The 14,837-nt window shown below is 39.6% G+C and carries 12 protein-coding genes and 1 tRNA gene; 1 reads left to right on the forward strand and 12 read right to left on the reverse strand.

Going from position 1 to position 14,837, the window contains the following annotated elements; genetic code table 11:
• Positions 1 to 24 precede the first annotated feature (24 nt).
• Positions 25 to 1,905 (forward strand): M6 family metalloprotease domain-containing protein, encoded by a 1,881-nt coding sequence (locus KS2013_RS07240; RefSeq protein WP_068991844.1) that lies wholly within the window; start codon positions 25 to 27, stop codon positions 1,903 to 1,905.
• Between the two features lie 327 nt (positions 1,906 to 2,232).
• Here the strand turns inward: KS2013_RS07240 and KS2013_RS07245 are convergent.
• From KS2013_RS07245 to cysC, 12 genes are all read right to left on the reverse strand, one after another.
• Positions 2,233 to 2,309, reverse strand: a tRNA-Val gene (locus tag KS2013_RS07245).
• A gap of 230 nt (positions 2,310 to 2,539) precedes the next feature.
• Complete coding sequence (locus KS2013_RS07250; protein WP_068991846.1) at positions 2,540 to 4,495, reverse strand: polysaccharide biosynthesis protein; 1,956 nt, start codon at positions 4,493 to 4,495, stop codon at positions 2,540 to 2,542.
• A 51-nt stretch (positions 4,496 to 4,546) separates the two neighbouring features.
• On the reverse strand, positions 4,547 to 5,122 hold the full coding sequence (locus tag KS2013_RS07255; RefSeq protein WP_083217810.1) for a sugar transferase: 576 nt from the start codon (positions 5,120 to 5,122) through the stop codon (positions 4,547 to 4,549).
• A 30-nt stretch (positions 5,123 to 5,152) separates the two neighbouring features.
• Complete coding sequence (locus KS2013_RS07260) at positions 5,153 to 6,088, reverse strand: NAD-dependent epimerase/dehydratase family protein (protein WP_169816862.1); 936 nt, start codon at positions 6,086 to 6,088, stop codon at positions 5,153 to 5,155.
• A 6-nt stretch (positions 6,089 to 6,094) separates the two neighbouring features.
• Complete coding sequence (locus KS2013_RS07265) at positions 6,095 to 7,258, reverse strand: glycosyltransferase (RefSeq protein WP_068991855.1); 1,164 nt, start codon at positions 7,256 to 7,258, stop codon at positions 6,095 to 6,097.
• Positions 7,242 to 8,894 carry an alginate lyase family protein gene (locus KS2013_RS07270; protein WP_068991858.1) on the reverse strand — a complete coding sequence of 551 codons (1,653 nt, stop codon included), beginning with the start codon at positions 8,892 to 8,894 and terminating at the stop codon, positions 7,242 to 7,244. Before KS2013_RS07270 ends, KS2013_RS07265 begins: the two co-directional genes overlap by 17 nt.
• An 18-nt stretch (positions 8,895 to 8,912) precedes the next feature.
• Positions 8,913 to 9,944, reverse strand: coding sequence for a hypothetical protein (locus KS2013_RS07275; RefSeq protein WP_068991860.1), 1,032 nt, complete (start codon positions 9,942 to 9,944; stop codon positions 8,913 to 8,915).
• Positions 9,934 to 10,839 (reverse strand): sulfotransferase family protein, encoded by a 906-nt coding sequence (locus KS2013_RS07280; protein WP_068991863.1) that lies wholly within the window; start codon positions 10,837 to 10,839, stop codon positions 9,934 to 9,936. Before KS2013_RS07280 ends, KS2013_RS07275 begins: the two co-directional genes overlap by 11 nt.
• On the reverse strand, positions 10,832 to 11,857 hold the full coding sequence (locus KS2013_RS07285) for a glycosyltransferase family 4 protein (RefSeq protein WP_068991867.1): 1,026 nt from the start codon (positions 11,855 to 11,857) through the stop codon (positions 10,832 to 10,834). The genes KS2013_RS07280 and KS2013_RS07285 overlap by 8 nt, the downstream gene beginning before the upstream one ends.
• Positions 11,858 to 11,941: 84 nt before the next feature.
• Positions 11,942 to 12,631, reverse strand: coding sequence for a sulfotransferase family 2 domain-containing protein (locus KS2013_RS07290; RefSeq protein WP_068991870.1), 690 nt, complete (start codon positions 12,629 to 12,631; stop codon positions 11,942 to 11,944).
• A gap of 9 nt (positions 12,632 to 12,640) precedes the next feature.
• Entirely contained in the window at positions 12,641 to 13,894 is a 1,254-nt protein-coding gene (locus tag KS2013_RS07295) for a lipopolysaccharide biosynthesis protein (RefSeq protein WP_068991873.1), read from the reverse strand.
• 330 nt (positions 13,895 to 14,224) lie between these two features.
• Positions 14,225 to 14,821: an adenylyl-sulfate kinase gene (gene cysC / locus KS2013_RS07300; RefSeq protein ID WP_068991876.1), complete on the reverse strand. Its 597-nt coding sequence runs from the start codon at positions 14,819 to 14,821 to the stop codon at positions 14,225 to 14,227.
• Positions 14,822 to 14,837 lie beyond the last annotated feature (16 nt).

Consider the following 14,837-nt stretch of genomic DNA (forward strand, 5'->3'; position numbering starts at 1 on the left):
AAAAATTAGGAACAGGAAATCACAATGATGAGAAAAATGCTATTGGGGGTAGGCTTCTTGATATGGACTCAAGTAGCAATAGCAAGCAGACCCTATGTCGAATATGAGTATCAATATACTCAGCCTAATGGTGATGTTGTGACTATCATCGCAAATGGTGATGACTATTTTGCAGAGCAACATGCCGTAACTGGTGAACTGGTCATTTACGATGAAACCGTTGGAGGCATGGTCTACGCAACGGTTAATGAAGAACGCACTCAACTTATATCGACTGGTGAACTAGTTCAGCCTGCCGACTTTGAAACTTTAGGCAATCGGTATATCCGACGTCGAGGACTTTCGACAGATACTAAAGAGGAAGAGTCAACTGAAAGTCAGGAGCAGAAGCTGGGATCAGAAACTGAGCAGCAAAGCGTCAGTTTACTGACACCAATGCAGCAAGCTAAACAAAGGGCTTCGCTTGCTTCGGGCAACGTAAGAGGCTTAACCATTATCATCCAATTCCCAGATGAGCCTGCCACGCTCTCTCGTTCGCAGGTGGATAACTACTTGAATGATCTGAACTACAATGAGTTTGGTAATGACACTTCCATTCGCGGATACTTCCAGTCGGTATCAGGCGGACAGTTAGATTATACCAATACCGTTACCCGTTATTACACAGCAGAACATAAGAAGTCGTATTACACAGACGACGACTATCAGTCACATATAAAGTCTCGTGAGTTGATTACAGAAGCGTTAAGTTGGCTTGAAAATACAGAAGGATTCGACTTTTCCACACTAACAACGGACGCAAACGGATACATCATGGGCTTAAACATTCTATACTCTGGTGCCACAGACAGTGCATGGTCCAGAGGTCTTTGGCCACATATGGGTCGACTACAACCAACCTTCTGCGCGGATAATGTCTGTACTGACCGCTACCAGATTTCAAATATGGGAAATGAGCTTAAAATTGGAGTTTTTGCTCATGAAACAGGTCATTTACTGGCACGCTGGCCAGATTTATATGATTACGATGGCTCATCTTTTGGTTCAGCAGGCGCTTTTGACTTAATGGGATTAGGCTCTGTCGGCACGGACACTATTAAAAATCCTGTACCTCCAAACGGCTTTTTCCGTTACCTGGCAGGTTGGGATACTGTTATTGAACTTAATCCAGAACTTAACGCCGACGCCCCACAAGGAGAGTTAAGCCATACCTCTGAAAGCCACTCACTATATCGCTGGACTAACCCAGCTCGTCAGGAAGAAGCTTTTTATATTGAAAATATCCACCAAAGTGGGCAAAACGAGCTACAGCCTGACTCTGGCCTGGCTATCTGGCATATAGATCCGGATGGTGATAATAACAACGAATGGCTTCCTTACGTTCAGCTTGAGCATGCGGATGGTAGTCGAGACCCTGAAAACAAGGTCAACTCAGGTGATGCTACAGACTTATTCGACACAGGCTCTTTCGAGCTGACTGTCCCTAACAGTGAAGAAATCGGTGGGACTAACTCGACCTGGTCCACTGGAGCAGACTCTGGTTTAGCTATCAAAGACATAAATGCTCTAGGTGTGACCGCGTATTTTAATGTTGGAGAAGAAGACCCGAGGACGGAAAGTTTCCACTATGGATACCTATACCACCGCGAAATACAAATTCAGCCAAACGGAAGCTGGTTTTATTATGAAGGCGGCACCATTGATCTTGAACTGTTGGGCCCTGGTTACTCTGACTTTGATATGAGGTTGGAGCGTTGGAATGGCTATGGATGGGAACTCGTAGGGATATCTCAGTCCTACAGTTCAGAAGAATCTATAAGTTACGAAGCCAGTGCCGGGTACTACAGGGTTAGAGTCTACTCTTACTATGGATCAGGTTATTATCAACTTAAGATAACTAAATAATCTGTATCACATAAATAAAAGCCCGCTCAGTACGGGCTTTTACTTAACTCAGAAATATACAGGCTCAAGAAACAAAAAATGCCGCTAAAAGCGGCACTTTTTAAATCTGGTAGTAGGCAAGCTAGGCAACTAATATTCCCTCTCTTCTTGCGCAACAAAACTCTATAGTGGTTGCGAGTGGATTACTCGGGCTATCCTGCCCTCGCCCTTCGGAACAGCTTCGCTGTTAAAAATCGTTCCCGACGATTTTTTCGGAACCACCTCGGTGGTTCGAGCCATAACCTTGAGACACAAAAAATGCCGCATAAAGCGGCATTCTTTTGAATCTGGTAGTCGCGAGTGGATTCGAACCACCGACCCCCACCATGTCAAGGTGGTGCTCTAACCAACTGAGCTACGCGACTATTTTGAGTGCGGGAATTCTACCACAACCTTTACGTCTTGCAAGCAAAAATTATTTAGTTATCGAACTATAAAAACCTATATCGCAAAGCTATTGTCCTACCTGATAATAAAGTAAATTAGCATTATTAATTGCCGACTTTAAAGGGTTATCATTTCATGTTTATTTTATGAAATCTGGCAATTCATAAGAAATATATAGTTTAGAACTTTAACACATTGACGATGGAGACTAAGTATCTCTGCGTTTTGTCATACTTATAACATTCTCATTTGAACGAGGGGCTGCCTCACAAAGCAGGTCAGAGAACTCCTCTGAAGGACTGAAGTCCGTCGGTAAAGTTCTCAGTACTTCACGGATTACTGAATAATCCTTATGCAGGTAGGCTTCTTTAAGTTTACTTAAATAATTCTCAAGCTCCTTCCAGGGTAAATAACGCTCTGTGGCTGTCATAATTCGAGGGTGAACCGTACCTTCCACATTTGATCCAACCAGAAGCTCCTCAAAGAGTTTCTCACCTGGTCTTAAGCCAGTATACTTTATACTGATTTCGCCATCGGGATTCTCTTTATTTTTTAATTCAAGCCCCATCAGCAATATAAGCTTCTCAGCAAGCTCAACAATTTTCACGGGCTCTCCCATATCCAGGACAAACACATCCCCTCCTTTAGCCATTGCTCCCGCCTGAATAACAAGCTGAGCAGCTTCGGGTATAGTCATAAAATAACGAGTTATATCGGGATGAGTAACAGTCAGAGGACCACCATTCCTAATTTGCTTTTTAAATAAAGGAACTACTGAGCCTGATGATCCGAGGACATTTCCAAACCGTACAATAGAAAAGCGAATATTTGATTCCGTCGAACCTAATCCTTGAAGCACTAATTCAGCCACCCTCTTGGTCGCACCCATAACGTTTGTTGGACGTACAGCTTTGTCTGTCGATATCAGTACAAAACTTTTTACTCCAGCATCAACTGCTGCCATTGCTGCATTTAAAGTTCCAAAAATATTATTGTTGATACCTTCGAGAACATTAAGCTCGACCATAGGGACATGTTTGTATGCAGCAGCGTGATATATTGTATCAACTTCGAAATGGTTCATTACCGACTGAAGTCGAAACCTGTCACAAACGGAACCTAGAACTGGCTTTACCTTACTATCGAGAGAGTTACTATCACAGATTATTCGAAGTTCTTGCTCAACTGCATAAAGATTATATTCTGATATCTCATATAAAACTAAGACCGAAGGCTTTAGGTTTACTATCTGACGGCATAACTCTGCTCCAATAGATCCTCCCGCACCTGTTACCATGACAACGTTATTTCGTATGTCTTTTTCAAGTAACTCCTGAACTGGAGGAACAGGATCCCTTCCTAATAAGTCTTCAATATCAACATTCTGGAATTCATCAATCTTCATTTTCCCAGAAACAATATCAGTCATTCCCGGAATGGTCTGAACTGCAACTCCGGCTTTTTCAACTTTATTGATTATACTTTTCCTCTCGGCCCTAGAAATACTTGGGACAGCCAGTAATACCCTGTCTATACTCTTCTCTGAAACCAGCTCTTTTAGTTTTGAAGAATTATAGATCTTAATACCTTGTATTGAGGCACCCTCCAAGCTTTTATCATCATCGATGAAGGCCATGGGGAAATACTCCCCACCACTCATTAAGGATGTTGCCAGTTGTCGACCTGCAGAGCCCGCACCATAAATAAGAACATGCTTTTTATTTGTATTAAGTCGACTACTGAAATAAGAGGTAATTATCAGCCTGAGTCCACCCAAGGTAGTACATAGCAAGAGAGAAAAAATGATTGATGTTGCCAAGCCGGCATAGGCGGTGGATAAGACTAAGCCGCTGACAAAACATAGAATACCTGCCAGCAGAGAGCTTGTTGCCGTAGTTACTAAGACATTCAGACTAACGAAACGCGTCACTTCCCGGTATAAGTTAAAAATATATAACAAGATGATCGAACCGGACAGTACGATGGCATAGTGTGAAATATCTAAAATACCAACATTAAATATAATGTTATTTCTTGATAAGCCAACAGAGAGGTAGTATGAAATAGATATCAAAAGAACATCTAGAAAAAAAAGGATAGATTTTTTGGTTGAGCGTTCTAAAGTAAAGGCCTTGTCAAATATTAACTCTATAAAATTTCTCATACAATCTCGCCTTTATATATTGGAAAAGCCAATACTTTTACGCTAATTGATTCAGTCACTTATTACCCTATCACCCTGCCCCTTACCTAGGAGCGTAAATGTTATATATTTAAAGTAAGTCCTAACATTTAAACTTGAAAGCATTCTAGCATCAATTTCCGCAAGCTTTTTAGGCGTAGACATATCTACTCCTTTAATTTGTCCTAAACCTGTAATACCCGGGCGATAATCAAACACAGCAAGCTGGTCGCGCTCACTAATTAGCTCCTCTTGATTAAACAGACAAGGGCGTGGTCCAACAATGCTCATATTACCTTGCAGAACGTTAATAAGCTGAGGAACCTCATCCAGCTTAGTTTTACGCAAAAAGGCACCGAAAGGCGTTATTAAGCTAGATTGAACCAGGTGGCTTGCTACAGATGGAGCTTCTACACTCATTGTTCTAAACTTCAACAGAGTAAACTTTTTTTTATGCCTGCCAACTCTGGTTTGTTTGAAAATTGGTGACCCAGTATCAAAAAAACCAATAATTACAATAACTAATAATAGTGGGCTCAAAATTAGAAGTCCTACTACCGATAGGATGATATCAATTATGCGAATCACAAACGTAGGCCCCTTAGTCATTATTAAGCTTAAAAATACCAATATTCATCACTAACATTGAAAGAAATCTGACGGTTTTTCAAGCGGTTCCCACAGGAGGTCATCCTTTATCTTTTTATTGCTGATATTGATTGGGCAGAAAACCTGACTATATAGCATCCGTTTTCCAACCAGTGCCAATAGAAGTTTCATAAAGGGCTTGGGGATAGGAATGAGGAAGCACCCGTTGCCCGAACCTCTCCTGTAATAATTACATAACTCTCTTGCAGACACTCCGCTATCATCTGCGACATTATAAATTTTATTTTTGGCGGCAGAATGGTAGGAGCATTTTAGAATAGCAGAAACCAAATTATTAACACTAACCATTGTTCTCTTTTCATTCGCTAAACCTAAAGGAAGCGGTAATCTTTTCCTACATATATTTTGTAACCTCTGCAAGTTACCCGGAGCACCTTCGCCATATACCAGTGACGGTCTAAGAATAACAAACTCCATATTGTTATCTAAGCAAAGTTGTTTAATTAACTCTTCACCTTCCAGCTTGGTTTTAGCATAGTCTACAACCGGGTTTAGATCATGCCCCTCTGAGATAACTTCTGGTGAACCATACACACCATACACGCCAATTGTGCTGATATAAATAAAACGGGATACCTTGGCCTGTAAAGCCTTGTCGAACATCTCTTTAGTATAAGCAACATTTGCTTCATAGAATTGAGCGTAGCTTGACTGGCTGTTTGCGCTTTGATTATGAGCCATCCCAGCTAAGTGGATCATACAGTCAAAATGCTCATTGTTGATGGTATCGCTTCGAATCATAGGCGCACTGTTTTTGTCGGAGGAATTATTATGGGCTATGCATTTGTAGTTAATCCCAAGATCATCCAATGCTTTCACGAGGTGATTTCCTACAAACCCGCGAGAGCCGGTGATAAGAGCTGTTTTTGTTTTTAACAATTGAACTTCAGATTTTGGTATATTCAAATACACTCAGTTTACCTCTGGCTCACGACGACCACTTACAGCCACTTTCTGCAGAAAGCTTTCTACATTATCTTCTCTTATAAAGCACTTTTTGATGATAGCTTTATTTTTGCCAGAGAGGGAGTTATTCAAACTATTACGGGTAATAATATTAATGGCATTAACTATTTCATTAGCATTGTTAGGCTCAATAACAGTGTTATTTTCAAATTTGGCTAAAACTTCTTTCGCCTCACCATGGCCGCCATACAATACATACTTACCTGTCGATAGATATTCGTATAGCTTAGAAGGCATAGCTCCAGAAAATTTCTCATCCAGCTGTGCAAATAATATATCCGTTTCGCCATAATAAGCTATGGTCTTATCCCAGGTTACCCTACCGGTAAAAGTAACATTACTGATCCCCTTACTCTTACAATATGATTCAACTCTTCCCCTATCATTACCATCGCCCACTATCATAAAGCTAACGTTAGGCAACATTTCTGCGGCATCGATAAGTACTGTAAGATTTTGTGCGATACCGATATTACCAATATATGAAACTACAATATTATTATTCTCAGCAATCTTAACTTCTTTTAACAGGGTAAACTGTTTCCTGCTGACACCATTAGGAACGACTGATATTTTACTTTTATCAACTTTAAGAATGTTTCTAACATACTGATATTCAGTATTATTTGTGACTGCAACACCCTCAACCATTCTAATCTTTGTTTTTGCGATACAGCGTGCCAAAAATTTAAAAAGCCTTTGTGTAAGAGCGGTATTACTTAAATAATCCCAAGTTAGATCTCTAATATCTAGATAAACGGTATTTTCCTTAACAATACCCAGCCGAAACAGTAGGAACATAGATGGAATAGTAACGACACAAGTCTTGATTTTTGACTGCTTAAATGTATTTAGTAAGCGACCAGCATCTACAAACTCTTGGTACGCTCTTTTTATAAATCCCCTGCTTTTTCTATTCCCAACAACTGGTGTGTGTTTTACATCAATCTCTTGAGATAAATCGTACGAGTCCGATGAGAACAGGGACACCTCGAAATTATGAGAGTTCATATACCCAATATATGGTGATAACCTATTTTTAATTACAGGCTCGGACTTAAGTGGATAACTTGTAATAAAAGCAATTTTTCTCTTATTCATTTCTATCATTATCAACACTTATTTCAGTCACCAGGGTATTACCTAAAACGTTAATCAATACTGTCTTCGTTGGCACCTCTTTACCAAAGGCTGGATACCAGGCTGAATTCTCTATAGTAACTTCTCCCCCATCAATACTCATTTCAACTTTCGTACTTTCGTCAACTGATAACGATACTGAATTGTTAGTAGCCGTTAAGACTTCAATATCTGGATGAAGTTTAAATATAACAACACTTTCCAAACCACTTTCTGAGATCTTGTCGTTAATTGATACTCCATTGTCATTAACAGTGAAAAGCCTGCTGTGGGTTATGCCGTTTTTTTTCAAATTCCAGAAGCCACGGATAGCACAGTCAATAATGCTATCATTATTCTTAAGGGTCAGGTGCTCTAGATGGGAGGCTTTAGCAAGCCGGAAGCCACCCCATACCTGTGATGAATTACAGTATTCGGGCACAAGAGTATTATGACTTATAGTAGCTCTTTGAAGCTGCCGTATGGAATCATTTCCATATTGCGAGATACCACTATTAACAAAGACCCTTTGGTCATTTACCGAAAGCTCAAAAGACAGAGACTCTGCGTGGGAGTGTCCCGGCTGATACCTTGGAGAAGCATCGCCAACATCAGCGATCAGCTTAAAGCTTGGTTTAACAACGGAAATAAAACCTGAGTTATTTAAATAGTATAAACCGCCAGGCTTATTATTTTTAAAGCTCGTTTCTAAGCCTAATAGCTTTGCATAATTCTTAATGTCTTCACTTTTAGGAGCCACGCCCAGTGTTGAATCATTAAAAAAAGCGATGTCACCGTCCGGATGTTGCATTGCATCCATCCAACTCAGTGCTTTAACTAATGTATCTTTCCATAAGTTTACATATGGATCTGGTATGATTCCCTGCGTTTTTTTTGCTAAAAAAACTAAGTCTAATAAGTCCCATAACAGGATGTTATGGTACATTGGTGAGCGCTCAAAATGGCCGCCATCGGGTAAAAACTGCTCTGCTACCTGTTGTTCTATTATATTAAGTCCTAATTGCAGAAATTTTTCGCCAAACTTTTCACCAAAGAATATACCCACAAAAATTAATGCCTTGCCATTCGCAAACAAGTGGTTAGCAAGCAAGTGATATTCTAAATTTCTGCGTAGCAAATTTGACTGTTCATAAATTGATCTGTTCCAGTTTTCATTGTTTATATTATGACGCCAAATGTACTTACACCAATTAACCAACCTTAGCGAGGTTGGATAGGGATCTAACGCTACCGAATTAGAATCTTGGCTGACTGTTAGTATCCAGTTTTCTATCAAACTTGAATAAAAGGGTTCAAGCTCAGCTGATTCGTAAACATTCAGATCATCAAAATAATGTAGGTTGTAAAGCCATAAATCTGACGCCTCAACTTTCCAGCTTTTTTCTGTATTGACATAGATAGTTTGATTTAAAAAGCTGGCATTATGCTCTAAGTCCCAGCCGGCTTTCCCCCTAACAGGAAATGATAGCTGTAGTTTCCGTCGAATTACCTCTTTGTGGCTGTAAGGTTTTATTTTTGGTGCAACCAGTCGATACTTTATTTGAAACAGAATTTGTTTCAGCTTTAAGTGTTTTAATGTGTGATAATAAAGTAAAAACCGCTTCATAATACAATTCTGACCAGATTAAGAGTGCTTCCCGAAGTACTTATACAGAGCATCCAGCGGGATGATATAGCTTCGTCCGGAGCCAGTGACACCTAGCTTATAAAAGATTAGGAACTCCCCCTCTTTCTTAATGTGGGGAAACATTAATTGGCCATACTGGAAATACTTCATAGGGAGCATATCTTTTTTATAATTAGACAATAATACCCAAGCCCCTTCATTGAGACAGCCCCACAACTGAATATGGTCAGATGTATTAACTTCACTTGGTTCCGCCACCGTAGAGAAAAATTTATAGGATCCCAGTTTACAACCATAAAATACCGATGAAGCGACCTCAGCTAAAAGTGAAACCGAATAGTCACTTCTTGATATGCGATATATGTGGTTTTCTTCGAGCGGAGTATCCGTCGAGTAATATATATACTGTTCATCAAAAAGTAATTGAACGGCCCTGGTTTGCTGGCCTCCACCTATTATTTTTGTTAGCTCTCCATTGGAATATTTCCATATACCTGCCTCATCACCATAGTCCCCTGTAGTAAGGTAGAGCGCCGCTGTATAAGGATCATTAAAAACACCATGGATATGTCTTATTCCTTGAAACTTATAAAGGGTATGATGCTCATCTCCATCATAGGAAAACAAACGCATCGGCTGACGTTTTTCATTTGAAGAATAAGCGCCATATATTAATTTATTACCCTGAACAGCAACGCATAAAGGCCTTCCTTCTTGAATTTTTTCAGGACCAGAAAGAACAATACCATGCTGATTAAGTTTGTAGAGTTTTCGATTGAAAATAGCATAAAAACAACCATCGTCGGTTGCTACAAAGTGGTGCAGACCTAACCTTAGGAGCCTACTCGCCAGATGACTTCTCACTAATATTTTCACTGGAAATGAAATTTGAAATTTAGCGAATACCTTCCATGTCTGACCATTGTCATCTGAAACTTCAACTCTGTCAGCTATTCCTCGGTATAACCTTGAACCGTCGACTAAGACAACTTTGCCTTCTATAGGTGATAACAAACGGTCAAAGTCCACTTCGTTTTCTCACTTTCCAAAATTTATAGCTCCTAATCACTTTGTATACCAATGATGTGGTAATACTCATTGATACAATAACAAGCGCGAGAAACTTTTCCTTTATCGTTACGTTCGGAACTACAGAGCTATAACCATGGTTTTTTATAAACTGACGGTCATTATAGAATGAGCAGAGTGCCTCGAGAGGGGTTAGGCTGGCTAGCCATTTTGATGTATTAGATTGATTGATAGGCTTCAATGTCTCTTTTTTCCAGTTCACTTCATCTTCTTGAACTAGTTGTTTAGCGGCCTTAGTATGATCCAGCATATCAGAAGTATACTCAAGTTCTAGAAAGGTACAAATCTGCTTTATATGCTTCTCAGGCTCAGAAATTAAATCCTCATACTTAATTGAGTGTTGCCACTTCATTTTATCTGCTTTTCTTGCATCACCCAACTGAACCCGGGATGACACCAGATAGTTTAGTAGACTTCGGCCTGAAGACCAGGATGCCATTTTCTTTGATGCAATTACATCTCTCGGATCTCGATATATGTTAATAATTTTAGTGTCTGGGAAGTCTCTCTGAAGGAGCGGAACACACTCAATTAAACGAGGATCTTTATCTAATACCAATGTACCGGCATCAGTGTGGGTAAACCTTTTATAGGCTTTCAATAGCTGACTGGTAGCTTGTCTATTATCGATATTCCTTAACTCTTCCAACATCCCGGGACAACGCTGTAAGTTCTTATCATCGCCGAAGTTGACAGGATGATTACCTGCCATATAAACGAATCGTCTAAGGAAGCCTGTCTCCGGTATAGCCACAACACCAGGATGCGAGGCTATTATGCTTTGCAGTAAAGAAGTCCCAGAGCGGCCGACACCGACAACAAAAACTCTACTCATGAATAAACCTTTCAAAAACCTTAAGCTCAAGACTTACCGTATTCTCTGGAGCAAAGTAAAAGTCAGACTTCACCCTATTTTTAAGCCTGTTATAAATATCCTGAATATTTATATCCTCAGGTTTGTCATTATCCATTAAGTAGACATGGGGAAACCTGGCCAGCATTTCTTTAACAACTTTTATATCAGAACTTATCAAGGGCATATTGTAAGTCGCAGCCTCACAAGCCAAGACCCCTTGAGCATCATACCGTGTTGGTAATAATGCCAGATGAAAGTTATTGAAAAAATCAGCGAGTTTATGTTGCTCAACAAGTTGAGGCGTATGGATTACGTTGTCTGGCTTATTGTAATATTTAAAAAACTGACCCTTACCATAAATATGAAACTCAACATCTGGGTTTTGTTCTGCAATTCGAACCACTAAGTCAACTGCATATTTAGATTCATCAAGCTTCCGTAAGGTGATTACTTTCACTTTACTGTCAGTGGGAGGAGGCCTATGACGCTTATCCACAAAGTCATGCCAAACAGGGTTAGGTATGCAGCTATATTTATTAGGTGATAGCATTAACCCAATATTCTTTTCATACTGTTCCTTCATCCACTCGCTGACAAAAACCAGGTGAGACCTATCTCCGGTGACCCTATGAATAAGTCTTTTGACTAGCTTTATCTTTCCCCAGTCATAAATAGTTTTTGAAAGTCTTCTTAGTCTGCTCACTTCTCGATAAAAGTATGCCTTAGGATAATCTTTTTCAGTATAGAGAACCTCATGGCCATGAAAGAAGAAAATGATTTTCTTGAACTTTGCTTTCAGAATATAGAAATAATGATTCTTAATATTTGGAGCATGGCTTATTACAAGGTCATAGTTTGATAAATCATAACCTACGCTAGCCTTTGTATATACATTAATGCCTTGAAAACAGTAATCAGTATCAGCATTGAAGTTAAGCACATCCACAGTGCAGCCACGCTTTAAATACTCCCTATTCCTTGTATGAGCCCAAGCCATACGGTATACGTCCCCCTCTGAGCTATATCGCTCACACAACACTAAAATTCTCATGCTAGAAGGCACTGCCCGGCAGAAAAAGTATCATTCATAGTCTAAATACTCATAATCATTCTGATAGATATCACGTATTATTGACTCTGAGTTCCTACTCAGCACTAGATTACCTCTGTTATCGTCTCTAGATTGATTTATTCGCTCTAAATTAATTTGTATTCCAAGTTTTTTTAACACAAAATCAAAATCTTTATCTATAGACTCAAATTTACCTATAAAATCTACCTGGCAGACTTCCGCGGTCTCTAAGAAATACAAGGTTTGAGGCCAAAACATCGGCGTATAAATATAATGCTTCTTGTCAGCAATGAATTCGCAGAAGTCGTCAGCAGACATTTTATATTGGTTAATAATATTAAAGAAAAACTCATCGGTACTTCTTTGGTTTCCGCCACCTTTGTAGTAGCGGTAAGCAGATTCAAATCTTGTTACCGGGTTTCTAACGAAAGTAAACTTAAAATATTTTTCAAACTTACTGGAATTGGCCACTTTGTACTCTCTGTAAGTAGCATGGTCTCTGGAACCATTATGTCCCAAAGCTCTTAAGATAGAGGTCCCAGCGGCCTTTGGAATATGAATAAAAATACACTTGTGTCGTGACGTATATCGCCGATATGGATACGGGTCTACTCTGTCTCGTATAAAATTCTTCCCAGCCCTTAGAAGGGACAGCTGACTCTCACTTGACTTGTTTTTAATATAATTTTTCAGGCTCAAAGTTTAACCCTATAATGGCAGTGTAGTGAAACCGAGCTTACGCTTGGCTATTATTAGTCCGACCAGGTTTGATACTATATTGACCGTCGCTATAAAAATCGCGGCCCCCAAACCTCCCCAATAAACCACAACAGGTATGATTAAAACTAACGTTACTGCACCTGTGCTCATCACAAGTTTCCTGACATAACGTTGATTACCCGTCATATTCAGGGAAACAAGCACAGACCCCGTAAACACGTTAAACAGCTGCGCTATGACAAACACTTTAAGCATTAAAGCGCCGGCAATATATTCGCTTCCAAATAAAGCTAAAACACTGTCTGACGCAAAAAACAGTATCGAAGAAGGTATTATTGCAATCAAAAACATCATTAGCGAGGATCTTTTCGCCAACGCTTTCAGCTTATTCATTTGATCAGTGTAACTATAGCCTGCAAACTTTGGGCCTAAAAAACTGTTAAACACTATCAATATAAAGTTCACTAGCATTGCAATACGTAAACTGGTCGTAAGCAAACCCACTTCTTCACTTTCTCCCAGTGCCCCCAGCGCAATAACTACTCCCCATTGAGTAACAAAGGACGACATTTGAATCCAGCCAAAGTCTATTCTGTCGTTTATATGTATGTCGGTATCACTACCAAGGTTCTTAAAAGCCTTAAAAGCAAAAGGAACAGCTAAAATTAAGGTCAGCAATAAAAAAATAATAAGGGATGTATTAAAAGATATCGCAGTGAATGGCCACAGAAGTATGAGCACTAATGTTGTTGCAAGCGATACTCCTCCCTGCTCCCAAAGAGGTGCTATTACATGCCGCTCTGATGCTCTATAAAATGCCGCGATTAACAGCAACAAACCATAAAAAGGAGCAACAAGTATAAAGACAGCTGATGTATATAGAGTCAGAGTACCTTGAATATAAACTAAAAAATAAATGAGAATTGGGGTCAGGACTATAGTGAGAAGAAGCCCTCTTTTTAAGACATACCTGTACAAAATTGAAAAAACAGCTGAAAGACCGTTGTAATCCTTTTGGTTATAATGATGGCCGCCTTCCCGCAAAAGCAGCTGATCTGATCCATAACGGAAAACTACTGATAGTCCCGCCAGCAAAACCAGCAAAGTGACAAAATTTCCAACTTCAGTAAGAGTTAAATGTTGAGCCAAAACCCATTGAAGTACTACTGCTCCAGACATAGCAATTGATTTACTAAGCCCAACCGGTATAGCTTTAAAAAAAAGTGAAGAAGTTTTATTCAAACTGTAAGATCTTCTTGACTGATAACGACATTGTTTATAAAGCGAATCATATTTGCCACTCTACCCTCTTTTGTAGTGAGCTCCCCAATCATGCGTTATAACGTTTGTTATTAATTTCTATTTTTTATTCACTGTGGGCTGAGCTCAGTCCGCATAAAACATATCTGAGCTGACAACAGGCAAGCTACCGCTCCTGGGTTTTGGCTCCCACCGTGCCGCATAGGGTTGTCGGTTATTTATACAACAAAAGTATATAGATATCGTATCCATATAGTAAGGTATTCATATATTTTTCTATCTAAATAACTCGCTCTTCCTATGGAAGCAGTCTTATTTGATGAAAGCCCCATGACGTAAGTAATTAATAACCTCTTGCGCCAAAGCTTCAATAGTCTTCCCGTCAGTTTTCAGGTGAATATCTGCCTTTTCTGGTTTCTCATAAGGCGAATCTAGACCTGTAAAGTTTTTTATCTCGCCCGAGCGTGCCTTTTTATATAAGCCTTTGGGGTCTCGTTGCTCACAAATCTCTAGCGGTGTATCAACGAACACCTCAATAAACTGACCTTTTTCAAATAAGTCTCGAACCTGTTGACGATCAGCTTTAAAAGGCGAAATAAAGGCAGACAAAACGATCAGTCCAGAATCAGTGAATAACTTTGCCACTTCGCCGATTCGTCTTATATTCTCGACGCGATCCGAGTCGTTAAAAGTTAAATCTTTGTTTAGCCCATGCCGGACATTATCTCCATCAAGTAAATAGCTATGATTGCCATTTTCGTATAACAAGGTTTCAACAGCATTTGCTACAGTAGACTTCCCAGATCCTGACAAGCCAGTGAACCACAAAACACAAGGTTTTTGGTTCTTTTGTTCGCAACGATCCTTATGACTGACTAGATGTTGATGCCAAACGATATTTTCGCTCACATTCGCCTCTTTTTAT

Origin of the sequence: Kangiella sediminilitoris (assembly GCF_001708405.1) — a bacterium.
In the GTDB taxonomy this organism is placed as follows: domain Bacteria; phylum Pseudomonadota; class Gammaproteobacteria; order Enterobacterales; family Kangiellaceae; genus Kangiella; species Kangiella sediminilitoris.

Coding starts and splice junctions, on each gene's coding strand:
- KS2013_RS07265 (WP_068991855.1), bottom strand. CDS start 7,258: ATGATAGAAATGAATAAGAGAAAAATTGCTTTTATTACAAGTTATCCA.
- KS2013_RS07280 (WP_068991863.1), bottom strand. CDS start 10,839: ATGAGTAGAGTTTTTGTTGTCGGTGTCGGCCGCTCTGGGACTTCTTTA.
- KS2013_RS07270 (WP_068991858.1), bottom strand. CDS start 8,894: ATGAAGCGGTTTTTACTTTATTATCACACATTAAAACACTTAAAGCTG.
- KS2013_RS07255 (WP_083217810.1), bottom strand. CDS start 5,122: ATGACTAAGGGGCCTACGTTTGTGATTCGCATAATTGATATCATCCTA.
- KS2013_RS07285 (WP_068991867.1), bottom strand. CDS start 11,857: ATGGCTTGGGCTCATACAAGGAATAGGGAGTATTTAAAGCGTGGCTGC.
- KS2013_RS07240 (WP_068991844.1), top strand. CDS start 25: ATGATGAGAAAAATGCTATTGGGGGTAGGCTTCTTGATATGGACTCAA.
- KS2013_RS07250 (WP_068991846.1), bottom strand. CDS start 4,495: ATGAGAAATTTTATAGAGTTAATATTTGACAAGGCCTTTACTTTAGAA.